Origin of the sequence: Vibrio coralliilyticus, assembly GCF_024449095.1 — a bacterium.
In the GTDB taxonomy this organism is placed as follows: Bacteria; Pseudomonadota; Gammaproteobacteria; order Enterobacterales; family Vibrionaceae; genus Vibrio; species Vibrio coralliilyticus_A.
In genome coordinates, this window is sequence record NZ_CP024627.1 from 1,273,429 (window position 1) to 1,294,898 (window position 21,470).

Annotated in this window: 22 protein-coding genes; 20 read left to right on the forward strand and 2 right to left on the reverse strand. The window is 45.0% G+C overall.

Going from position 1 to position 21,470, the window contains the following annotated elements; translation table 11 throughout:
- Positions 1-9 precede the first annotated feature (9 nt).
- From CTT30_RS05780 to CTT30_RS05805, 6 genes are all read left to right on the forward strand, one after another.
- Complete coding sequence (locus tag CTT30_RS05780) at positions 10-1,386, forward strand: YcjX family GTP-binding protein (protein ID WP_252036303.1); 1,377 nt, start codon at positions 10-12, stop codon at positions 1,384-1,386.
- Positions 1,383-2,432 (forward strand): YcjF family protein, encoded by a 1,050-nt coding sequence (locus CTT30_RS05785; protein WP_252036304.1) that lies wholly within the window; start codon positions 1,383-1,385, stop codon positions 2,430-2,432. Before CTT30_RS05780 ends, CTT30_RS05785 begins: the two co-directional genes overlap by 4 nt.
- 102 nt (positions 2,433-2,534) lie before the next feature.
- Complete coding sequence (gene tyrR / locus CTT30_RS05790; RefSeq protein ID WP_252036305.1) at positions 2,535-4,079, forward strand: transcriptional regulator TyrR; 1,545 nt, start codon at positions 2,535-2,537, stop codon at positions 4,077-4,079.
- Positions 4,080-4,658, forward strand: a complete 579-nt coding sequence (gene rimJ, locus CTT30_RS05795; protein ID WP_252036306.1) for a ribosomal protein S5-alanine N-acetyltransferase — start codon at positions 4,080-4,082, stop codon at positions 4,656-4,658.
- 2 nt (positions 4,659-4,660) lie between these two features.
- Positions 4,661-5,248, forward strand: a complete 588-nt coding sequence (locus CTT30_RS05800; RefSeq protein ID WP_252036307.1) for an HD domain-containing protein — start codon at positions 4,661-4,663, stop codon at positions 5,246-5,248.
- Positions 5,249-5,273: 25 nt separating this feature from the next.
- The gene (locus CTT30_RS05805; protein ID WP_252036308.1) at positions 5,274-5,747 is read left to right on the forward strand and encodes a DUF2947 domain-containing protein; all 474 of its coding nucleotides are present in this window, start codon (positions 5,274-5,276) and stop codon (positions 5,745-5,747) included.
- 35 nt (positions 5,748-5,782) lie between these two features.
- Here the strand turns inward: CTT30_RS05805 and CTT30_RS05810 are convergent, their stop codons facing one another.
- Positions 5,783-6,202 carry a BLUF domain-containing protein gene (locus tag CTT30_RS05810; RefSeq protein WP_239868492.1) on the reverse strand — a complete coding sequence of 140 codons (420 nt, stop codon included), beginning with the start codon at positions 6,200-6,202 and terminating at the stop codon, positions 5,783-5,785.
- Between the two features lie 120 nt (positions 6,203-6,322).
- On the opposite strand from CTT30_RS05810, the gene CTT30_RS05815 reads away from it, so the two are divergent.
- The 10 genes from CTT30_RS05815 to CTT30_RS05860 all read left to right on the forward strand — a co-directional run bounded on the left by CTT30_RS05815 (position 6,323) and on the right by CTT30_RS05860 (position 16,626).
- Positions 6,323-7,294: a GGDEF domain-containing protein gene (locus CTT30_RS05815; RefSeq protein ID WP_239868495.1), complete on the forward strand. Its 972-nt coding sequence runs from the start codon at positions 6,323-6,325 to the stop codon at positions 7,292-7,294.
- Between the two features lie 184 nt (positions 7,295-7,478).
- Entirely contained in the window at positions 7,479-7,655 is a 177-nt protein-coding gene (locus CTT30_RS05820) for a hypothetical protein (protein ID WP_239836574.1), read from the forward strand.
- 160 nt (positions 7,656-7,815) lie between these two features.
- The gene (locus tag CTT30_RS05825; RefSeq protein WP_239876908.1) at positions 7,816-8,454 is read left to right on the forward strand and encodes a GTP cyclohydrolase II; all 639 of its coding nucleotides are present in this window, start codon (positions 7,816-7,818) and stop codon (positions 8,452-8,454) included.
- Positions 8,455-8,621: 167 nt separating this feature from the next.
- Entirely contained in the window at positions 8,622-9,884 is a 1,263-nt protein-coding gene (locus CTT30_RS05830; protein ID WP_239836572.1) for an imelysin family protein, read from the forward strand.
- A 115-nt stretch (positions 9,885-9,999) separates the two neighbouring features.
- Positions 10,000-11,388 carry a di-heme oxidoreductase family protein gene (locus tag CTT30_RS05835; protein WP_252036310.1) on the forward strand — a complete coding sequence of 463 codons (1,389 nt, stop codon included), beginning with the start codon at positions 10,000-10,002 and terminating at the stop codon, positions 11,386-11,388.
- A 9-nt stretch (positions 11,389-11,397) separates the two neighbouring features.
- On the forward strand, positions 11,398-12,429 hold the full coding sequence (locus CTT30_RS05840; RefSeq protein WP_252036311.1) for an imelysin family protein: 1,032 nt from the start codon (positions 11,398-11,400) through the stop codon (positions 12,427-12,429).
- On the forward strand, positions 12,419-13,501 hold the full coding sequence (locus CTT30_RS05845; RefSeq protein ID WP_252036313.1) for a DUF1513 domain-containing protein: 1,083 nt from the start codon (positions 12,419-12,421) through the stop codon (positions 13,499-13,501). Before CTT30_RS05840 ends, CTT30_RS05845 begins: the two co-directional genes overlap by 11 nt.
- A gap of 109 nt (positions 13,502-13,610) precedes the next feature.
- A complete protein-coding gene (locus tag CTT30_RS05850; protein ID WP_252036315.1) occupies positions 13,611-15,164 on the forward strand; it encodes a L,D-transpeptidase family protein in 1,554 nt (517 codons plus the stop codon).
- A 183-nt stretch (positions 15,165-15,347) separates the two neighbouring features.
- Positions 15,348-15,887 (forward strand): peptidoglycan L,D-endopeptidase MepK, encoded by a 540-nt coding sequence (gene mepK / locus CTT30_RS05855; protein ID WP_252036317.1) that lies wholly within the window; start codon positions 15,348-15,350, stop codon positions 15,885-15,887.
- A gap of 82 nt (positions 15,888-15,969) precedes the next feature.
- On the forward strand, positions 15,970-16,626 hold the full coding sequence (locus CTT30_RS05860) for an MBL fold metallo-hydrolase (RefSeq protein ID WP_239868521.1): 657 nt from the start codon (positions 15,970-15,972) through the stop codon (positions 16,624-16,626).
- Between the two features lie 38 nt (positions 16,627-16,664).
- Here CTT30_RS05860 and CTT30_RS05865 read toward each other — a convergent pair whose 3' ends face one another.
- The gene (locus CTT30_RS05865) at positions 16,665-17,336 is read right to left on the reverse strand and encodes a DUF2982 domain-containing protein (protein ID WP_252036319.1); all 672 of its coding nucleotides are present in this window, start codon (positions 17,334-17,336) and stop codon (positions 16,665-16,667) included.
- Positions 17,337-17,557: 221 nt separating this feature from the next.
- Between CTT30_RS05865 and CTT30_RS05870 the strand changes: the two genes are divergently transcribed.
- The 4 genes from CTT30_RS05870 (at position 17,558) to CTT30_RS05885 (ending at position 21,426) form a co-directional block, all read left to right on the forward strand.
- The gene (locus CTT30_RS05870; protein WP_239871780.1) at positions 17,558-17,929 is read left to right on the forward strand and encodes a MarR family transcriptional regulator; all 372 of its coding nucleotides are present in this window, start codon (positions 17,558-17,560) and stop codon (positions 17,927-17,929) included.
- Between the two features lie 433 nt (positions 17,930-18,362).
- Positions 18,363-19,454: a TRAP transporter substrate-binding protein gene (locus CTT30_RS05875; RefSeq protein WP_239836563.1), complete on the forward strand. Its 1,092-nt coding sequence runs from the start codon at positions 18,363-18,365 to the stop codon at positions 19,452-19,454.
- A gap of 138 nt (positions 19,455-19,592) precedes the next feature.
- Positions 19,593-20,132 carry a TRAP transporter small permease subunit gene (locus CTT30_RS05880; RefSeq protein ID WP_006958854.1) on the forward strand — a complete coding sequence of 180 codons (540 nt, stop codon included), beginning with the start codon at positions 19,593-19,595 and terminating at the stop codon, positions 20,130-20,132.
- Positions 20,133-20,142: 10 nt separating this feature from the next.
- Positions 20,143-21,426, forward strand: a complete 1,284-nt coding sequence (locus CTT30_RS05885) for a TRAP transporter large permease (protein ID WP_006958853.1) — start codon at positions 20,143-20,145, stop codon at positions 21,424-21,426.
- Positions 21,427-21,470: the final 44 nt, after the last annotated feature.

The following is a 21,470-nucleotide window of genomic DNA, read 5'->3' on the forward strand; positions in this document are numbered from 1 at the left end:
AGACTGTCAATGAAGAGCATTACTCAGGAAGTGAATGATTTTATTAATCGAAGCGTTGATTCCCATGTGCGTGTCGCGGTGACTGGTTTATCTCGTGCGGGGAAAACGGCGTTTATCAGCTCCTTGGTGAATCAGTTGTTGCACACTTCCACTCACGACAATCTTCCTTTACTGGTTTCAGCACGCGATAAGCGCCTAGTGGGTGCGAAGCGTGAACCCCAAGCCAATATGATGGTGCCACGTTTTGCCTACGATGAAGCGATGGAGCATGTGTTCACGCAGCCGCCAAAATGGCCCGAGCCGACTCGCGATGTGAGTGAAATCCGTCTTGCAGTGAAATACAAGCCGACGAGAAAGTCCAAAAAGTTGTTTGGCAGCACATCAACGCTGCACATCGATATCATTGACTATCCCGGTGAATGGTTACTGGATCTCCCTTTATTGGATATGAGTTTTCATGAGTGGTCACAGACGCAATTCGCGGCTCTAAAAGGTCAGCGTGGAGAGTTGGCACAAGAGTGGTTAGCTAAACTTGAACAACTAAACCTAGCAGATGACGTCAACGAAAGAGAGCTTGAGGCGATCGCTCAAAGCTATACCCAGTATTTGCATGATTGCAAAAATGCGGGATTGCACTGGGTGCAACCAGGAAGATTTGTTTTGCCAGGTGAGCTTGAAGGAGCCCCCGTGCTGCAGTTTTTTCCTTGTCGTTTCGAACAAGAGGACAAAGCCAGCAAAGACTCTAATTTAGCCATGCTAAAAGCGCGGTATCAGGAGTATCAGCAAAAGGTTGTGAAAGCGTTTTACAAGCATCACTTTTCGACATTTGACCGTCAAATTGTATTAGTTGATTGCTTACAACCATTGAACGCCGGTTACGAATCTTTCCACGATATGCGCCATGCGATTGAGCAGATCATGCACAGCTTCCGCTATGGCAGAAGCAATATGTTAAAGAGATTATTTGCCCCGAGAATCGATAAGATATTGTTCGCGGCGACTAAGGCCGATCATGTCACGCCAGAGCAGCATCCAAATCTAGTTTCTTTATTGCAGCAGATGGTACATCCCGCTTGGCAAACGGCGTCTTATGAGAACATCGAAATGAGTTGTATCTCCATGGCGTCTATTCAGGCAACTAAAACAGGTTTCATCAATCGTGGTACTGAATCGGTGCCGGCAATTCAGGGCATAACCCTTGATGAACAACCACTGACAATCTTTCCTGGTGAAGTTCCGAAAAAACTGCCTCAGAAGAGTTTCTGGCAAAATGAAGGGTTCGAATTTACCGCTTTCCGGCCACTCCCTAGCTCGGTAGACGATCCTCTGCCCCATATTCGTATTGATAAAGCGCTGGAATACCTGATTGGAGACAAGCTGAAATGACCGATTCTCAAGATGCAAAGCTAAAGCAAAAACAAGTCTTCACTCAAACATTGGAGCAAGAGCCTATGGGCAGCGACCCGGACTTGACCTCCCAAATGCAGTTTGAAGAACAAGAAACCTTTATACCAACGGCAATCAACTCAAAAGAAACGCAAAGCGAGGCAGAAGAAAAGCTGGAACAGGTGATTCGACCTAAAACAGGGCGCCGATGGTTAGCGAGCGGGTTACTTATGGCGTTTTCTGGTTTGGTTGGTTGGCAAGCCATCGACAGTATTATTACGTCTGTTCAAAGTGCAGATTGGCTAGCGCTTGGCTGGGCTGGCTTTATGTCGACACTGGCAGCGTTAGGGATCGGGGCAATTGGTAAGGAGCTGTGGAAGCTTAAAACGTTACGTCATCACTTTTCTGTGCAAGAACAGAGTGAAGCCTTGATAGAAGCCAACAGTGTTGGGCAAGGTAAAGCGTTTTGTGAATCTATAGCGAAGCAAAGTGGCATTAAGACAGTATCACCAAGTTATGACCGTTGGACACACAGTGTGAATGCCTCACACAGCGACGCCGAAGTGCTCGACATGTATGACGCGATGGTGGTGAGTGAACAAGATAAGAAAGCGACCAAAATCGTCACTCAGCATGCAACGGAATCAGCCGCCTTAGTGGCAATAAGCCCACTGGCTATTGCCGACATGTTGCTGGTGGCATGGCGCAATTTCAAAATGATCGACAGTCTTGCCGATGTTTACGGTGTAGAGCTTGGATACTGGTCTAGGTTGAAGCTGTTCAAAGCGACGTTGATCAATATGGCGGCTGCAGGTGCCAGTGAACTTGCGGTTGACGCCAGTATGGATTTGATGTCGATGGATCTTGCTGGGAAAGTATCGGCCAGAGCAGGTCAGGGGCTGGGCGTTGGTATACTGACAGCAAGATTGGGCATCAAAGCGATGGCGCTGCTGAGACCAACTCCGTGGCACCAAGACAGGAGAGTCAAACTCGGGGCGATAAGAAAGCAGATCGTTGAAAAAATCGCCGCCATAACAATCAAATAGTGTGAATGTGAAGCAGGTGATGTTGGTTTGCTTGACGAGGATCTAGGCTTAGGGGAAACTACTGTCAACTTTTCCTGACACCTCAGACTAGGGATATAATCAGTGCGTTTAGAAGTGACATGTGAAGACAGATTAGGGCTCACTCGTGAGCTACTCGATATTCTGGCTTCTAAAAATATTGATTTACGAGGGATCGAAATCGACATTACAGGCATTATCTACCTGAATTGTCCTGATATTGATTTTGATACTTTTAGTGAACTCATGGCCGAGATACGTCGAATTTCGGGAGTAAGAGACGTACGCAAGATTCAGTTCATGCCTATGGAAAGGCATAACACGGAACTCATTTCTCTATTGAACAACCTTCCTGAGCCAGTTTTGGCGATTGATTTAAAGGGCAATGTGGACATGGCGAACCATGCTGCATTGAGCTTGTTTAGTTGTGAAGAAGAGGAAATGATTGGCCACCAGATAAGCACTCTACTGCCGAGCTTTAACTTTTCTAAATGGGCTGAAGGTAAAATTACTCGCCAACGCGAAAACATTGTTATTAGTGGCCTCGACTACAGCATGGAGATCATGCCGGTCTATATTACCGATGAATCGAATGAGTCGATTCTAGCCAGTACCGTTATGATCATTCGCTCTTCGCAAGAAAAATCCGCCCTAGAAGACTCACTACCTCTGCACAATAATTTGGGGTTCGAGCATTTTGTAGGTGTGTCAAATCGGCACAAGGCTCTGATAAGCCAAGCAAAAAAACTTTCTATGCTTGACCAGCCTTTATTGATTCAAGGGGAGACTGGGACAGGTAAAGAGATGCTGGCCAGGGCGTGTCATAACCGATCACATCGTGCGGCTTCTCCTTTCTTGGTACTAAGCTGTGCCTCTATGCCAGACGATGTGGCAGAAACGGAATTATTTGGTCATGCGCCAGGCTCGTTCAATCATGAACAGGGCCATAAGGGGATTTTTGAGCAAGCTGATGGGGGCACGGTTTTCTTAGATGAAATCGGTGAGATGAGTCCGCATCTGCAAATTAAATTACTACGCCTATTGCAGGATGGTACTTTCCGTCGTGTCGGTGCTGAGCAGGAAATTTATGTTGATGTGCGAGTGATTGCTTCTACTCGACATAACCTTGCGGATCTTGCCGAGTCTAAGTCTTTCCGTGAAGATCTTTTCTACCGTCTTAACGTTTTGACGCTCAATATCCCAGCTCTGCGTGAACGTTCCAATGATATTGGCCCTTTATTGGACTTGTTCGTTGTGAAATACGTTAAACAGCTGGGTATCAAGAAACCAGATATTGATGAAACCTTGGTGGATCAGTTAGTTAACTACCAGTGGCCAGGCAATATGCGTCAGTTAGAGAATATGGTACTTAGAGCGTTGACAGAGCTGGATTCCGACACTCTCACTATTGACCTATTCCACCTTCCTCAGCTTGAAAGTCCAACGGCCAGCGGGCCCACGATCAATTTGGATGGATCGCTGGATGAGATAATGAAAGATTATGAATCTCAGGTTCTTGAGCGCCTTTATCAGTCTTTCCCATCAAGTCGGAAGCTAGCGAAGCGTCTCAATGTTTCTCACACTTCAGTGGCCAACAAATTACGTGAATACGGAATAAGAAAAAACTAAATGGAACGAATCAGCACTCCCCAGCAGGTATTTGAGCAGGATGGGGATATTATCCTACGTACTGCTGAACCCTCTGACGGTCAGCTAATTTCCGATTACTTCATTGCCAATCGAGAGCACCTCAAGCAATGGGAGCCAAGAAGGGAAGAAGCTTTCTTTTCGGAATCAGGTTGGACCCAGCGTTTGATTAAGCTCAATGAGCTGCATCGTATGGGCTTAGGTTATTACCTCATCATCATTGATAGTGAGTCAGGAGCAATGCTCGGTACGGTGTCGTTTAGCAATATTTCACGCTTTCCTTTTCATGCCTGCAATCTTGGTTACTCACTTGGTGAGAGCGCTCAGGGTCGAGGAGTCATGACACGAGCGTTGAGAATGGCGGTTCGCTATATGTTTCGCATCCAAAATATTCATCGGATTATGGCGGGTTACATGCCGCGCAACCATCGTAGCGAGGCAGTGCTTGACCGTCTTGGTTTTAAACGAGAAGGTTTTGCGCAGGATTACCTATTGATTGATGGAAAATGGGAAGACCATAACCTAACCTCTTTGATTAACCCGGATTGGAAAGAAGGCTGAGCATGAGTCGATTAGAGCAACAACTGGCTTTATTGATGGAGCTGGATCAACTGAAATCGGTTTTGAGACGTACTCGAGTCAAAAGTGCGGAGGGGCGTCTTGAAAACAGTGCGGAACATAGCTGGCACGTTGCTTTGATGGCAATTTTAATGGAAGAACATGCTAATGAGCCGGTGAATATTGCGCGCGTCGTTAAGATGCTGTTATTGCACGACATAGTGGAAATTGATGCTGGCGATACTTTCGTATACGACGTTGCGGCATCGCAAGTTCAGCAAGAGAAAGAGCTTGCAGCTGCAAAGCGATTGTTTGCGATGTTACCAAAAGAGCAAGGACAAGAACTGCTTGATCTTTGGCTAGAGTTTGAGCGAGCAGAATCGGCAGATGCCAAATTTGGTAAAGCTTTGGATAGGCTCATTCCTATGCTGCTTAATTACCACAATAATGGTCAGAGCTGGCTTGAACACGGAGTAACCCGTGAACAGGCGCTGACGGTGAATAGAAAAATAGAATATGGCTCAGAAGCTTTATGGGATAAAGCACAGAAAATCATTGAAGAAGCCACCCAAAAAGGCTGGCTCAAAGTTTAAATGAATGCCATTACGAGGAAAATGAATGTCGTATCTCACTTTGGATGAATACCAAAGAAAATGGATTTTCACTCATCAATCTATGCCTGTGCCAGAACAGGAACTAGAGCAAATAAAACCCATGACGCAGGCTCGTGCTGCGCAGCTTTGGAAAGATAATATTAGTGCTCAAAGCCCAGACTCAGAGCGTTTAAGCTCGGGTGATTGGCCAATGAAAGAGTCCAACTGGAAAGATAATGTGAACTGGATGGCGGCCTGGGAGTCGGATGAAGAAGCATTGCCCGAGGGAGTTGCAGAATTCATTGACTGGCAAGACGATGTTACGGTTTATTTTTGCTACGAAAAGTACAATGTTATTGAAACCAAGTGGAGTGTATTTAAGAAGCACTGGAAAAACTTTTTGTTTTACGATGATGGGCCTATTCTTATTGGCCGTAGACGTAAAGAGGCCTTGTGGTTTGATTCAGAAGGTAATGTAAAACTTGGGCATCGAGACTAGACAAAGCAGCCAATTGGCTGCTTTGTTTTTATTCGCTAAACAACCGTGACTACATTACGTAGATCAAGCAAAAGTTTATGAGCACTGCTGCCAGACAAACTGTATGGTTCAAACTTTGAGTTGGTTGAATACTTAAGGTGGATGGGCATGGTTGCGTTGACTTCTGGGATATACCCCATACTCCATTCACTGCATTCTCGTTCAGTGACTTCGGAGTAGTCCAGCAATAGAATATTCTCATGTCGTGGATCATTAAGGATCTGATGGTAGATTTTATTAACTTGCGCCCTTGAACCCTCAAGACATTGCAAAAAGTAATTGCGATTGAACAAAAGTAAGCCTGTCACATCAATGAGGGAATTGTTTTTCCTTGCCACATCAAGAATGTTTTGAATGTCTGATTCAGTCACTCCCTTAGCGATGGTACTGGTGTAAACCAACCTGACTAGGAACATAGTCTTCTCCTTGTGATTGCGCGTTTGCTTCCTTGAATCTTTATTATATGCAATAAAACTCATTTATTTTTATTAACGTCTATAATGAATTTAGTTAATGAAGTCTGGTTAGGTTTGTTGATGGAAGATAAGATTCTGAACTCTGTTGTCGAAATCACTGAGCAAAGAAATTCTTTATCTCTTGGCCACTGCCTCGTTGCCACCTTATTAGAAATGATGCCCATTGAATCAATTCGTCTTGTTCATTATTTATCGAGTACTTCTATTGTGGTTGCGAGTGTTTATCGACATGGTGAGAGTAATGACTACCAATGGACATATGATCAAGCACCTGAGCAATGTTATAGCCACGAGCATAGTCATAGTGTGCTGACTATTAACCAACTCAATAACACTCAGTATGTTTGTCAGTGCCCGATCCCTATTTCTGAGCAGAGCTCAGCGTTGTTAGAGATAAAAACCACTTCGGACCCATCTCAATTTGAACTTCTTATCGATGGTTTTTCAAAGATTTATCGCAATTACTTAATTGTATTACATGAGAGTGAGCGGGATAAATTAACTGGGTTACTCAATCGGAAAACATTAGAAGAAAGGTTGTCTCATAGCTTTAATTTGGCCTCTGGCCATGAAGCGGATGAGCAGGCATGGGTTGCGATAATTGATCTTGATCTGTTTAAGTGCATCAACGATACCTACGGGCACATGATTGGAGATGAAGTGCTACTGATGTTCTCTCAACAACTACAGAACTTTTTTTCAGAGCAAGTTCAGTTATTTCGCTTCGGTGGTGAGGAATTTGTCTTACTGCTGCCTCCTCAGGAAAAACAGCAAGTGATCAATGAACTTGATCGCTTTCGTCGACATATAGAGGCATTCCGCTTCCCACGAGTTAATAGTATGACATTCAGCTGCGGTGTATGTGCGATCTCTCGGCATGAGTACTTGCCGACGATTTTAGGTCATGCGGATACTGCATTGTACAGTGCGAAGGAGAATGGGCGTAACCGAATTGAGTGTTATGAAGATCTCATCTTAGGAAGAGCAGGTCCGAATGATGATGATCATTTGGATTACGTAGAGCTCTTTTAAAAGATCAAATTTGATCAAGTAATATGCTGAATTATAAAGATATAGCTAGCAAATAAAATGTGATTTATTACTCAAAATTAGCTCATACCTTTGCGCAATTTATGTAATTTGCTATCATTTTTGAGACAAATGGTTTGAGTCACCAATTTATATCGGTTTATAGAAAGAGACTTAGGGAATAGTAGTGGATACAAATATCTCTCAATTACGCAAAGATTTTTATGCTCAAATAAGCTCATTACAGGCTTACTCTTTGCCGCAGACTAAGCCCACTCTTTCTCTATTGACCGAAGAAGAACTTCAAGTGCTTGAAGCTTTGTGGATTGAACTTTCTGTTTGGAAGAAAAAACAGAATCACTAACGACCCTACTCACCCAGTTTTATAAAGAACCTCACGAATGAAATTCGCTGAGGTTTTTTATTGCCTCAAAATTAAATTGTTATATTATAACAAAAAGTGATCTGACCATTGATTTATCGGGTATCAATCCCCATAGTTAGTCACATAAGAGATTTCTAAAATGATAGAAATAGAAGATAGCAAGATTCAAGTGAGTAGGGATATGGCGGAAGTTAGAGCCAGAGTAGATTTTAAAGTCGGTAAAAACAGTGACATAGAAGCTGAGCTTCTTTCGTTTAAAGGACTGAAGACCGACAAGGAACACGTAGCCGTCATTTTCAAACAAGCCGATAAGACCCAGTCCAGCCCTTTAGTTCGTTTACATTCAGAGTGTCTGACAGGCGACGTGTTCCATTCTTCTCGATGTGACTGCGGTGAACAATTGGATGAAACCATCAATAAGATGGGAGAGTCTGGTGGCATTATTCTTTACCTTCGCCAAGAAGGTCGTGGTATTGGCTTATATAATAAGATTGACGCATATAAGCTACAAAGCCAAGGCATGAACACTTATGAAGCCAATAATCATCTAGGATTTGGTGATGACTTGCGTGATTTCACCGAAGCCGCGCAGATGCTCAAAGCATTAAGCGTTGATAAGATCCGTCTAATCACTAATAACCCGAAAAAGATCCGTGAATTGAAAGAGCATGGCATCGAAATTGAAGACACTGTCAATACTTCAGCTCATGTCAAAGAAGGCAACGAGGGATACCTTCAAGCCAAAGTCTCGCATGGTAAGCACGATCTAAAGCTGTAACCCGTTGAATACCCTATGTTGATAAAAGCCTCACTTTTGTGAGGCTTTTTTGTATAGCGCTTGCAAAAAAAATGTAAGTTTGTATTATCTGCGACTATGAGTGCAAATGAGAATAATTAGCACTTATTTTGCAGAATAATTATTAAGCTCAACAAGGATGCTTTTCAATGAATGTACAATCACTTTTAGCGCGCTCTGTTGCCACTTCTCTCGTTCTTGCTAGCAGCTCTGTTTTTGCAGCGAACGTGACAAAAGAGCAAGTGGTAGAACACTACGCAGATGTTGCTCACGCAGTATTTGCCGATGCACTAACTACTGCTAAGACACTAGACCAATCTATCGAATCTTTCCTTGCTGCTCCATCTGAAGCCAAACTTGCTGAAGTAAAACAAGCTTGGCTGGACTCTCGCGTACCGTACCAACAGTCTGAAGTATTCCGTTTTGGTAACGCGGTTGTTGATGATTGGGAAGGCCAACTAAACGCATGGCCTCTTGATGAAGGCCTTATCGACTACGTATCAACGGATTACCAATATGAGCTAGGTAACGAAGGCGCGAGCGCAAATATCGTTGCAAACAAGCAGCTAACGATTGGTGCAACTACACTTGACGTTGCACAGCTGACTCCAGAAGCGATTGCTGATCTGAACGAAGTGGGTGGCTCTGAAGCGAACGTTGCATCTGGCTACCACGCGATTGAATTCCTGCTTTGGGGTCAAGACCTAAATGGCACTAACGCTGGTGCTGGTGAGCGTGCTTACACTGACTTCGTTGTTGGTAAAGGTTGTACTAATGGCAATTGTGACCGTCGTGGTGAGTACCTAAAAGCAGCGGCTGATCTACTGGTTCAAGATCTACAGTGGATGGAGAAGCAGTGGTCTTCAGATGTAAAAGGTAACTACCGTGAAGAACTTCTCAACGACTCTGCGGACAATGGCCTTCGCAAAATGCTATTCGGCATGGGTTCTCTATCTCTAGGTGAGCTTGCTGGTGAACGTATGAAAGTCGCTCTAGAAGCAAACTCTACTGAAGATGAGCACGATTGTTTCTCTGACAACACGCACAACTCTCACTACTACAACGAGCAGGGGATCTACAACGTATACACTGGTCTGTACAAGCGTGAAGACGGTACGCTTCTATCTGGTCCTAGCATCGCAGATCTTGTAGCTCAGAAAGATAAAGCAGCAGCGGAAGAGATCCAGAAGCAATTCGACGTAACACGCTCTCAAGTAGGTCAACTTGTCACTTCTGCTGAAAAGAACGGTCAGTACTTTGACCAGCTAATTGCAGCAGGCAATGCACAAGGTAACGCGCTAGTAAACGAGACAATCATGTCTCTAGTTGCTCAGACTTCATCTATCGAACGTGCGGCAAAAATCGTTGGTATCAACAGCCTGAACCCTGATACAGCTGACCACGAATTCTAAAAACAATTAATTAATTTTAAGGGCTCTTAGTGAGCCCTTTTGCTGTTTATATAACCACACTTTTAATGAGAATATTTCTTAACAAAGTGTTGGTCTTTACCCGAGAACTATTGGTATGAAGTTGTATAAAAAGTCCATATTAGCCTCTCTAATACTGGTGAGTGCTTCTGTTTCTGGTTATGAAATGAAATCTGGCGGCGGTACAGCGGTTAAGAAAGAGGGTGCCAATGCATACTCTTTGCCGGCTGGAAACCTGCCAATGTCCAAGCGACTGGATTTCAGTGTTGGTAACAGTTTTTTCCGTAACCCATGGGTACAAGCACCGGCTTCTACTGATGCCCGTGACGGCTTAGGGCCTCTTTTTAATACCAATGGTTGTCAAAACTGCCATATTAAAGATGGTCGTGGCCACCCACCAGAAGAAGGGGACATTCATGCCGTTTCCATGCTAGTGCGTTTGAGTATTCCTGCGATGACACCAGAGCAGAAAAAAGCTTTCATCAAAGACGGTGTGATCCCTGAACCAACGTATGGTGGTCAGCTACAAGACTTTTCACTTCAGGATCAAACTCCTGAAGGACAGATCAACATTACATACACAGATGTACCAGTGACCTTTACCGATGGTACAAAAGTGGTGCTACGTAAACCAAACCTGAAAATTATAGATTTAGGTTATGGCGAGATGCACCCAGATACCCAATTTTCTGCACGCGTTGCTCCGCCAATGATTGGCTTGGGGCTATTAGAAAGTATTTCTGATGAAACGCTGCAAACTTGGGCAGATGAACATGATGCCAATGGCGATGGTATCTCAGGTAAGGTGAACATAGTTTGGGATGTACAGAAGAATGATTTCTCCATTGGTCGCTTTGGCTGGAAGTCTGGGCAACCCACGCTGATGCAACAAAATGCTGCGGCATTTAACGGTGATGTTGGCCTGACCAGCAACCTGTTCCCGAATGAAAACTGCACGTCAAAGCAATCTATTTGTGCTGAATTACCAAACGGTGGAGCTCCCGAAGTAAGCGACAACATTCTCGATTTTGTTGAATTCTATTCTCAGCACTTAGCCGTACCGATTCGTCGTAATATGAATGATCCGCAAGTTAAGCTTGGGCAGAAGTTATTTGCCAAAGCAGGGTGTGATAGCTGCCATAAGAGCGAAGTCAGAACTATGAAGAGAGAAGGCCTGCCAGCTTTATCGAATCAGAAAATTCATCCTTACACCGATTTGCTGCTTCATGATATGGGTGAAGGACTTGCAGATAACAGGCCTGAGTATTTGGCTAATGGACGTGAATGGCGAACTGCGCCATTATGGGGCATCGGTTACACCGAAGAAGTCAACGGCCATACTTATTTCCTTCATGATGGCCGAGCACGTAACCTGATGGAAGCGGTGTTGTGGCATGGTGGTGAAGCTGAGCCGGCGAAACAAACCGTTCTCAAGTTCAATCAAAAAGAGCGCGATGCATTGATCGCTTTCTTGAATTCATTGTAAGGAATCACGATGAAGATCTTTTCTTTATCCGCACTGGCTGCCTCGATGATGCTACTGGCTGGCTGTCAGTCAACCAGCAGCACAGGGCCTGTCGCCCAGAAAACCTCTCATCCTAGTCAGGGGGTTTATCAAGTAGAGTTTGCCGCAGCGCACACTTTCTCAAATCAAGCTGATAAGCTGGCCGCTCAAATGGCAGCTTATTGTGCGGACGCGACGGAATTGGAGTCACTGAAGTCACAATGGCATCAAACCATGGTTGCTTGGATGGCACTACAAGGGCAGGAAAGGGGGCCTGAAAAGGCACTTGAGCAGAGCTGGAATATTCAGTTTTGGCCAGACAAGAAAAATACGACGGGTCGCAAGATGACTGCACTGACGGGCCAAAGCAAGACTTGGACGCAAGCGCAAATTTCACAGCAGAGCGTGACGGTTCAGGGGTTAGGCTCGGTAGAATGGCTGTTGTATGATCAAGCCTCTTCTTTGAGTTCATCACAAGCTACCTGCCAAACCGGTATTGCAATCGCAGAGAACATTGCCGCGAATGCTGAGACCATTGCTACGGCATGGGAGACTAACCCTTGGGTTGATCTGGATGAAAAAGCATGGACGTCCGAGTACATTTCTCTTCTTTCTAATCAGCTTGAATACAGCATGAAAAAGATGAGTCGCCCTTTAGCTAACTTTGGTAAACCAAGACCGTATTTCGCTGAGTCTTGGCGATCAGAAACTTCCATGCAGAATCTCAAAGCTAACATTGAAGCGATGCAGGCGTTGTACTTAGCGGGCGGAAATGGGCTGGATAAACTGCTGCGTGAGCGTGGAAAAGTACAACTTGCTGACAGCATTGCTCAGCAGTTTGATACCGCACTGGAAACGTGGCCGACCGATGAAAGCTTGTTTGACATGCTGCAGACAAAAGAGGGCTATCGCAAAGCCTACGCTCAATACAATAAGCTGGAGCAGTTGAAGTATCTTATCCACGAAGAAGTGGCGATTGAACTTGGTGTCGTAATAGGGTTTAACGCAACTGATGGTGACTGATAACACAAGAAGAAACCTTCTCAAGGCAGCGCTGTTTGGCGCTGCTGCGCCTTTGCTGCCTTTCGGTTGCGCGAGCACGTCCGAGACATTGGGTCAGCCGTCACTGATCGGTTGCTCCTTATATGGTCGAGACAAGTACTCTGCGGTGGTCGCAGATGAGTTTGGTCACCCGATAAGACAAGTTCCTCTTCCTGCAAGAGGGCATGGAGTCGCAACAAACGCGAAACTTAACCATGCGGTGGCGTTTGCTCGTCGTCCGGGTACGTTTTTCGTTGTGTTTGATTACATGACGGGTGAAGTGATCAAATCATCAGCCGCCCATTCCAATCGTCACTATTATGGTCATGGCGTGTATTCAAACGACGGTAAGTGGCTGTATGCAACAGAAGGTGAGCGTGGTACCAGTCGAGGGATTATTGGTGTTTACGATGTGCTGGCTGGATACGACAAGGTGGCAGAGTTTACCAACTTTGGCCTCGGGCCTCATGAAGTTATTGCCATGCCAGATGGCTCTCTGGCAATTGGTGTTGGCGGCGTTCATACCAATGGCCGACAGCCGCTTAATATTGCAACCATGAAACCTAGCTTAAGTTACCTGAACTCGAACGGTGAACTGACCGAACAAGTTTCTCTACCGGATCACCATTTAAGCATTCGTCATCTTGCCCATGATGGTTCTAAAACGGTTCTTTGCGGTCAGCAGTACCGTGGTGAGCCTGATGAGTATCCGTCTCTTTTGGCAATGCATACTCAAGGTGGTGAAATGATCCCGCTTGAAGGGGAACCGGAACAGTGGGCAAGGTTCAATCACTACATCGCGAGTATTGCGGCAACCGATGAGTGGATCTTGGCAACATCACCTCGCGGAAACTGCTATGGAATCTGGTCTAAGCAAACCAGAAAAATGGTTGAATTGGCCTCATTGCCAGACGCTTCGGGTGTCGTCGTTCAGAACGGCTTTTTCCGAGTTAGCTCGGGGGCTGGCGGCGTGATCACGCAATATTCACCCGAAGAGAAGAAAAAAATTCAGTCAGGAATTCAATGGGATAACCACTGGTCGATGATTTCTTAGCCTACTTCATTGTAAAGCTTGGGAAAATTAATATTCTCATCAACATTTCATCCTAGCCTCTTATTTCTCTGCCATACTTTGATCTCGGGTGATTAGATTGGAGAGTAAGATGGCTAGACTTAACCCCCTTCTATTACTGCTGATAATTATTCCTATACCGACTTGGGCCAGTAGCTATTTTGAGCGAATTGGGTGGTTGGAGCCAGACAGTCATGTCCTTCGGGTTCTGCAATATTCCAAAGATGTCGAACACATTTATCAGAGCAATCACAACCAACTGATTTGGTTTGACCTGCAACAGAGCTCTCGCCTTGAGTTCCAGCTTGAAATCATTACCAGTGCGGGGTTCAGCCCTCTGTTTGCCCGTCAATTGAGATACCTTGAGTACTATCGTAAGAGTAATCGCTGGCATGAATATGACCTTCTTGCCACCGACACCTTACTTCTTTATATCAGTTATGCTGAGCAAGCCAAGCTGCTTGGCTATGACTGGTTTTTCGAGTCTAAGCTGTATAAGCCCTTACCGAGATTGAGCCAGACCAATTTGATCGCTGTCGCAGTGGCGGTCGAACATCAGCAGTTAAGCGAGCTGATCGAAGTGTATACGCCTGATAGTGATGACTACCAGCAGCTGATAGATAGTTACCTGCACGTTGTAAAGTTTGAAGAATTGAACCTCCCTGAATACCACCAGCGAGGATTAAGAGAAATCGGTGATAAGCTTGAAAACCGCGAAGTGTTGTTAGTCAGAATGGAGATGGTCGATGTTGATTTGTCGGGAGTTCGACGTGATGTCGGCTGGTACGATGCTACCTTAGAAGTCGCAGTAAAGCAGTTCCAACGCCTTCATGGTTTAATCGGTGATGGCATTATCGGCCCCGATACGATTCGCTGGCTTAATACTAGCCCGAGTGAACGCTTATCCATTTTGGCACTCAATGCTGAGCGCAGTCGACTGTGGCCGATTGAGCGTGACACCATCATTGTGGTGAACGTTCCGGGCTTTGAAATGAAATATTGGTACTCAGGTCAAGCTGTGTTTCAGTCCAAAGTAGTTGTAGGGCGTAAAGGCAGACCAACACCGATGATGACGACTAAGCTGGACTCACTGATCCTCAATCCTACTTGGAACGTGCCTTGGAAAATTATGGTTGAAGATATAATTCCTAAGGTAAAAGAAGACCCTGAGTATTTGGTTAAGCAAAATATTAAGATTGTGCCTAAGTGGGGATCAAAAGAGTTGATTAACCCAGAGGATATTGATTGGCAGAACATGCGCCCCAGTGCATTTCCTTATCGAATGACGCAGCTTTCAGGAAACAACAATGCGCTCGGCCTATACAAGTTTAACACCCCTAATCGCCGTGCGATCTATCTGCATGATACACCAAGTAAAAATTTGTTTGATGAAGCAAGCCGGGCATTTAGCTCAGGCTGCATTCGGGTTGAACATGCCGATCAGTTTGCAACTCGGCTACTTGAGACCCAAGGGCTGGATATGTCGACGCTGGACGAAGAAGAGTTGGCGGCAAACAAATCGATTCCACTCAAACAGTGGGTGCCGGTGCATATCATCTACCAAACAGCCTGGTCAGAGGGCGGCAAGATCCATTACAGGGACGATATATACCGCTGGGATCGTTTCAGTTACGGCAAAGGGTAAACCTGACCAAAAAATCACATTTTCTCCCAACAAACTTTTTTATTAATAAGGTCAAGTACTAAGTAAATTTCGATGCTCAAGATCTCTCTGTGAGCACAGTTTATGCATTTGCACTTCATTTTAGAGTTAGGTAGTGTCGCCGTTCGACACGCATCATCAACGATATTTTGAAGGCTGTTCACCGTGGATTTTTCTCGTAGAGATTTTATTAAGTTAGCTGGTAGTGGTTTAATTGTAGCCAGCTGCGCTCCTTCTCTTGCTTTCGCCGCTCACCCAGACCAACCTCGCGCTCTGGCATTTAGTAACCTCCATACTGGGGAAGAGCTGGAATCTTGCTACTTTGATGGCCGAGTCTATGTGGCGAATGAGTTGAGTCGAATAGATAATATCTGTCGAGACTTTCGCCGCAATGAAGTCCATAAGATGGATAAGTATCTTTTTGATCAAATCTCGCTGATTCAATCTCAACTTGGAGTCGATGCAGAAGTGCAGATCATTTCTGGCTACCGCTCTCCCGCTACCAACGCTGCGCTGCGCTCTAAGTCAAACGGTGTGGCTAAGAAGAGTTACCACATGTTGGGACAGGCGATTGATTTTCGACTCGATGGCGTCAATTTGAAAAGGGTTCGTGATGCTGCGATTGAACTTCAAGCGGGTGGAGTCGGTTATTATCCGAGAAGCAACTTTGTGCACATTGATACTGGGCCTGTACGTCGTTGGTAAGTACGTTTGCGTAAGACAAGGTTGTCAAAGACCTTACCAAATGTCATAGTTTCGCCAGTTTAGATATTCGTAAGGTTTCAATATGTCTCTGAAGTACCAAGTCGTTCCCGTTACCTCTTTTTCGCAAAACTGCTCCATCGTATGGTGTGATGAAACTATGCAAGGCGTAGTGGTTGATCCCGGTGGGGATGTAAAGCAATTGGCTGCGTTGATCAAAGAGTTAGGGGTTAAGGTGACAAACTTGGTTCTGACACATGGTCATTTGGATCATGTTGGTGGTACTGAACCTTTGTCCGCTGAACTTGGTGGAGTAGAGATTGTCGGTCCACACAAAGATGACAATTTCTGGCTTCAGGGCTTAGCAGGGCAGAGCCAGATGTTTGGTTTTCCATTGACCGAAGCATTCGAACCGCAAAAGTGGTTGAATGATGGCGATACCGTAGAGTTTGGTAATCAAGTTCTCAATGTCTATCACACACCGGGTCACACACCGGGTCATGTGGTGTTATTCAGTAAAGAAGCTAAATTGGCCTTTGTTGGTGATGTGTTATTTAACGGTTCAGTTGGACGTACGGACTTTCCTAAAGGCGATTTCGATACTCTGATTCACTCGATTAAAACCAAACTTTGGCCTCTAGGTAATGACGTTCGGTTTGTACCTGGCCATGGTCCAGAGTCGACATTTGGCAGAGAACGCGCTTCCAACCCATTTGTGGCTGATGAGATGCCACTTTATTAATCACTGAAAAGGTCGCCTCGCGCGACCTTTTGTTATTCTTAACCTTCTTCAGGCTCTGCAGCCGCAAGATATCGTCTTGCAAGCCCGACAAACTCTTCAGCCGATCGATCCAAGTCATGAGCAGAAATGAATATATCGTAATCAAAGTAGTTTCTCTGGTATCGCATGCGATTAGCGAGCATCGCTTGTAAACCTGAATACTCTTCTCCTGTTGAGTTCTTGTAAGGTTGGGAGTCCAAAACGATGTCTTCAAACTGAATGCCCTGTTGACTTTGCTTGGCACCGAGATACAACAGCGCTCTTTGGCTGAGAAGGATTTCTGTGGCGATTCGAGGGCAGATGCTATCGAGATAAGGGGAGTAGTGTTTGAGTTTAATGCCAATCCAAGGCAAAGGTTGTTGCCAGCCTTCTTGATCATAGTGGCAGATGCCAATTTTGCTGACGTTATTCCATTTCACTACCCAACCTCCTTTGAACAAGTGCTGCTGAAAATGTGTAGCCGTCAACGTGTAGGAAACTGTGCCTTTAAGAATCATCAGGTAGCCAAAACCAACCAGCGATAAAATTACCACCAGCGTTAAAAGGGCTTGTTGAAAGTCTGGTGAAAACATAACAAGAGAAATCATTATAATAGATGTGATAGTCGCAATGATTTTGGCTAACGGTGAAGAAAGCCGGATAGGTTGATTGGTAAGATGCAACGTCTGCATTTACGACTCCCTAGCAATGACCCAAACCTCTGTTTATATATTCAGTAGTTATGAAAAGGATCATAATCAGCACTGATTAAATTGTAGTCTGATGACAGCATATCACGCATTTTTGCTCGATAAAGCCCCTTATACCCTGTAAATAGCCGCAAAATTTTGGTATAAATCGCGCTTCAAATTTTCACCACTGCTCCGTATGCAGTGAAATGGAGAGAAACTCGATGAGACTTGCTCATAAGCGTAAAGTGCAGATGAAATTGCAAAAACGCGTTAAGGCGACAGTTGCAAACGTAGAAGCAACTAAGAAAGCTAAGCCTGTAGTTGAGAAAAAAGTAGCTGTAGCATCAGCAGCGGAGAAAGTTGTTGCGACTAAAGAAGTTAGCGTTGCACTGACTCCTAAACAACAACAAGTGCTAGACATTGTTGTTGCCAATGCAGAAGGCATTAACCCGAAAGGCATTGGTCTTGCCGCAGGCCAAGAAGAAGCCAAAGCTGCTTCATGGGCGACGGGCGCGTTGAAAAAACTGCTAGAAGAAAACCTAGTGGCAAAAGAGCAGCTAGCAGGTAACAAAGTTATCTATAAAGCCCTTTAATTCATACTGTTATAGCGCTCTTTTGAACAGCAGAGCACTCTGTTGTTGAGAACGAATAGAAGTGCCCCCACTTTAATGTCGGGGCGCTGTTATTTTGAGAATAATATCTGGTCAGTTATCGCTATATCTATCAATATTTAACATTTGTCACATTTATAAAAAATCCCCACCTATCCGTATCACGTATCGTTGTCTACGTATTATTGAAATAAACTCATACTTTGCCTCTATGTAATGGATTGATTGTTAATGACTAAAAATCTTCATTGCACTTTGGCCTACGTATAAATACGTAATTAACAAGTCAAATAGCAAACGACATTGTTAATTTTTCTCCGTGTTCACGCTTATTTCTAAAACTGATTAGATGAACCACTCTTTGCTTGAGTAAAAAGTAGCTGGAAAGTTGCTGAATCTAACAAAGGACGTGAACATGAGTCTAATCAGACAATCTTTGAAACGAGTACTGAAAGGTACGGCTATGGCAGCAGTACTAGCTGTTGCTGCGACATCAGTGAATGCTGCTGAAAAAGTGTACCGCTTGAAGCTGGCGGAAACTTGGGGGCCAAACTTCCCAATCTTTGGTGACGCAACCAAAAACATGGCGAAGATGGCGGAAGAAATGTCTAATGGCCGCCTTCAGATTCGAATCGACTCTGCAAATAAGCACAAAGCACCACTGGGCGTGTTTGACATGGTGAAATCGGGCCAGTATGACATGGGGCACTCTGCGTCTTACTACTGGAAAGGTAAAGTGCCTAATACGCTTTATTTCACCTCGATGCCTTTTGGTATGCTGCCGACAGAGCAGTACGCTTGGTTCTATTACGGTGGTGGTATGGAGTTAATGGAGAAAGTCTATTCACCTCATAACCTGATGTCTTTCCCTGGAGGTAACACTGATACTCAGATGGGGGGGTGGTTCCAGAAAGAAATCAACTCGGTTGATGACCTAAAAGGTCTGAAAATGCGTATCCCTGGATTTGCCGGTGAGATTTTGGCGGAGCTGGGTGCAAAACCAACCAACATCGCACCGGGTGAGCTATATACCTCGCTTGAGCGCCGCACTATCGATGCACTTGAGTGGGTAGGGCCATCACTTGACCTACGTATGGGTTTCCACAAGATTGCACCTTACTACTACACAGGTTGGCATGAGCCAGGTACAGAGCTGCAATTCCTGATCAATAAGCGCACTTGGAACCGTCTGCCTGACGATCTGAAAGCGATTCTTCAGGTTGCCATGAAAACTGCGGCTTACGATATGTACACTCAGTCTAAACACGAAAGTGGTAAGAACTGGGCGTCAATCAAGTCTGAATATCCAAATGTACAGGTGAAAAACTTCCCAGCGGAAGTTATGACAGCACTTCGCGAAGCTAACGAGCGTCTGCTTAAAGAACATGCTGACAAAGATGAAATGGCAAAAGAGATCCAAGCGTCTCAGGCAGCTTATATCGAGCAAGTTCGTCCTTGGTCTGACATCTCACACCGCGCATACCTGAACAGTCAGGCACAACAATAATCATAAAAATTCGTTGCCAGTTTGATTGAGCTGGCAACGAGAAGCCCAAGAAAACTCTCTTATAATTTGAAGAGTCTATAACAAAGCTCCGCAGGTTTCGGCCAAGCGGAGTTATTTCAAAGTTCCATGGAGTAGGGAATGAGAAATCTAATCTATATAGAGCGCATCTTTAATCGCTTCGGCGATTTCCTAGGATGGCTGTCGAGTATCCTGTTTATCTTATTGCTCGCAAATGTCGTTTACGATGTGGTGATGCGCTACGTGTTTAATGATGTTTCCATTGCATTTCAGGAAATGGAGTGGCACTTGTTCTCTGCCGTATTCCTATTGGGTGTTCCTTATGCCATTAAAGCGGGTGGCCATGTCAGGGTAGACCTTTTTTACGAGCGCTTGTCTCATCGAGCTCAGGCCATCATTGATTTAATCGGTACCATCGTTTTTCTTTTTCCGTTTTGTCTGCTGGTGGCTTGGTACGGCGTTGATTTCGCTAAAGAGAGTTTCGCCCTAGGTGAAACGTCTGGTGATCCAGGTGGCTTGCCCTATCGCTGGGTAATTAAAGCCATGATTCCATTGTCGTTTATGTTTATGGCAATAAGTGGTGTTGGATTACTGCTTCATTCTCTCAATAAGATTTTTAACCCGCATTTAATTTACGCCAACTCAACAGAGCAAAAGTAAGGAGACAAAAATGGTCGGTATTGTAATGTTTTTTGTTGCCTTGTTTGCTTTACTGCTTGGCTTCCCAGTTGCGTTCACCTTTGGTGGTATTGCATTGATATTCGGCGTCTGGGCCGAAGGCATGGATATGTTTGCTTTCATGCCATATCGCATCCAATCCATCATGGAAAACACGGTATTGATGGCAGTGCCATTGTTCGTTTTCATGGGTTTGGTTCTGCAAAAAACACGTCTAGCGGAACAGCTGCTTGAATCCATGGGTAAGTTGTTTGGCGGTGTGCGCGGTGGTATCGCGATTTCTACCGTGTTAGTGGGTGCTTTGCTGGCGGCTTCTACAGGCGTTGTTGGTGCCTCTGTTGTAGCAATGGGGCTTATCTCTCTGCCAGTTATGCTTAAGTACAACTACGATAAAGGGTTAGCGTGCGGAACGATTTGTGCCTCAGGTACGTTAGGTCAAATCATTCCACCGTCTATCGTCTTAATCCTTCTTGGCGATGTGTTAGGTGTTCCTGTTGGGGATTTGTTTCAGGCAGCGGTTTGGCCGGGTCTCGTTTTAGTTGGCGCTTACGTTCTCTATATTCTGATTTACGCCAAACTCAATCCAGAAGCTGCGCAGCCTATTCCTCGTGATGAGTCGGTAAGCCGTAAGCAGGAAGTCATCACTGCGCTTAAAGCTGTGATCCCGCCACTTGCGCTTATCGTAGTGGTACTCGGCTCCATCTTTGCTGGTGTCGCGACACCAACAGAATCTGCCGCGCTTGGTGGAGCAGGTGCGATAGTGCTATCTCTGCTTTACAAGCAATTCAGCTGGAACATGGTGTACGAAGCGTCGAAAGAGACGGTCAAAGTAACCGCTATGGTGTTTGCGATTCTGCTCGGTGCCACAGCGTTCTCCATGGCATTCACCTACACGGGCGGTGACTACCTAGTTGAAGAGTGGATGCTACAAATACCGGGGGAAAAATGGGGCTTTCTGATCATCACTATGTTGGTGATTCTGGTTCTGGGCTTCTTCATCGACTTTGTGGAAATCTGTTTTATCATCGTTCCAATCATCGCACCCGTTGCCGAGATTATGGGTATAAACATGACTTGGTTTGCGATCTTGATTGCGATGAACCTGCAGACCTCCTTCTTGACCCCACCATTTGGTTTCAGCCTGTTTTATCTCAAAGGTGTAGCACCAAAAGGGGTGACAACTCGAGATATATATCGAGGCGTGATGCCATTCATCGGTATTCAGATCCTCGTTCTGGCGTCACTGTTAGTCTTCCCTGGATTCTATGGAATGTGATCGACTGATTACAGAAATGTAACAACTCTTGCTAAAGTAAAGCT

What these genes read in the sequence shown, in the direction of transcription:
- CTT30_RS05805 (WP_252036308.1), top strand. Translation starts at nt 5,274, where the DNA reads ATGTCGTATCTCACTTTGGATGAATACCAAAGAAAATGGATTTTCACT.
- CTT30_RS05880 (WP_006958854.1), top strand. Translation starts at nt 19,593, where the DNA reads ATGAGAAATCTAATCTATATAGAGCGCATCTTTAATCGCTTCGGCGAT.
- CTT30_RS05800 (WP_252036307.1), top strand. Translation starts at nt 4,661, where the DNA reads ATGAGTCGATTAGAGCAACAACTGGCTTTATTGATGGAGCTGGATCAA.
- CTT30_RS05840 (WP_252036311.1), top strand. Translation starts at nt 11,398, where the DNA reads ATGAAGATCTTTTCTTTATCCGCACTGGCTGCCTCGATGATGCTACTG.
- CTT30_RS05785 (WP_252036304.1), top strand. Translation starts at nt 1,383, where the DNA reads ATGACCGATTCTCAAGATGCAAAGCTAAAGCAAAAACAAGTCTTCACT.
- CTT30_RS05875 (WP_239836563.1), top strand. Translation starts at nt 18,363, where the DNA reads ATGAGTCTAATCAGACAATCTTTGAAACGAGTACTGAAAGGTACGGCT.
- CTT30_RS05825 (WP_239876908.1), top strand. Translation starts at nt 7,816, where the DNA reads ATGATAGAAATAGAAGATAGCAAGATTCAAGTGAGTAGGGATATGGCG.
- CTT30_RS05835 (WP_252036310.1), top strand. Translation starts at nt 10,000, where the DNA reads ATGAAGTTGTATAAAAAGTCCATATTAGCCTCTCTAATACTGGTGAGT.
- CTT30_RS05810 (WP_239868492.1), bottom strand. Translation starts at nt 6,202, where the DNA reads ATGTTCCTAGTCAGGTTGGTTTACACCAGTACCATCGCTAAGGGAGTG.
- CTT30_RS05830 (WP_239836572.1), top strand. Translation starts at nt 8,622, where the DNA reads ATGAATGTACAATCACTTTTAGCGCGCTCTGTTGCCACTTCTCTCGTT.
- CTT30_RS05865 (WP_252036319.1), bottom strand. Translation starts at nt 17,336, where the DNA reads ATGCAGACGTTGCATCTTACCAATCAACCTATCCGGCTTTCTTCACCG.
- CTT30_RS05780 (WP_252036303.1), top strand. Translation starts at nt 10, where the DNA reads ATGAAGAGCATTACTCAGGAAGTGAATGATTTTATTAATCGAAGCGTT.
- CTT30_RS05860 (WP_239868521.1), top strand. Translation starts at nt 15,970, where the DNA reads ATGTCTCTGAAGTACCAAGTCGTTCCCGTTACCTCTTTTTCGCAAAAC.
- CTT30_RS05885 (WP_006958853.1), top strand. Translation starts at nt 20,143, where the DNA reads ATGGTCGGTATTGTAATGTTTTTTGTTGCCTTGTTTGCTTTACTGCTT.
- CTT30_RS05870 (WP_239871780.1), top strand. Translation starts at nt 17,558, where the DNA reads ATGAGACTTGCTCATAAGCGTAAAGTGCAGATGAAATTGCAAAAACGC.
- CTT30_RS05845 (WP_252036313.1), top strand. Translation starts at nt 12,419, where the DNA reads ATGGTGACTGATAACACAAGAAGAAACCTTCTCAAGGCAGCGCTGTTT.
- CTT30_RS05850 (WP_252036315.1), top strand. Translation starts at nt 13,611, where the DNA reads ATGGCTAGACTTAACCCCCTTCTATTACTGCTGATAATTATTCCTATA.
- CTT30_RS05815 (WP_239868495.1), top strand. Translation starts at nt 6,323, where the DNA reads ATGGAAGATAAGATTCTGAACTCTGTTGTCGAAATCACTGAGCAAAGA.
- rimJ (WP_252036306.1), top strand. Translation starts at nt 4,080, where the DNA reads ATGGAACGAATCAGCACTCCCCAGCAGGTATTTGAGCAGGATGGGGAT.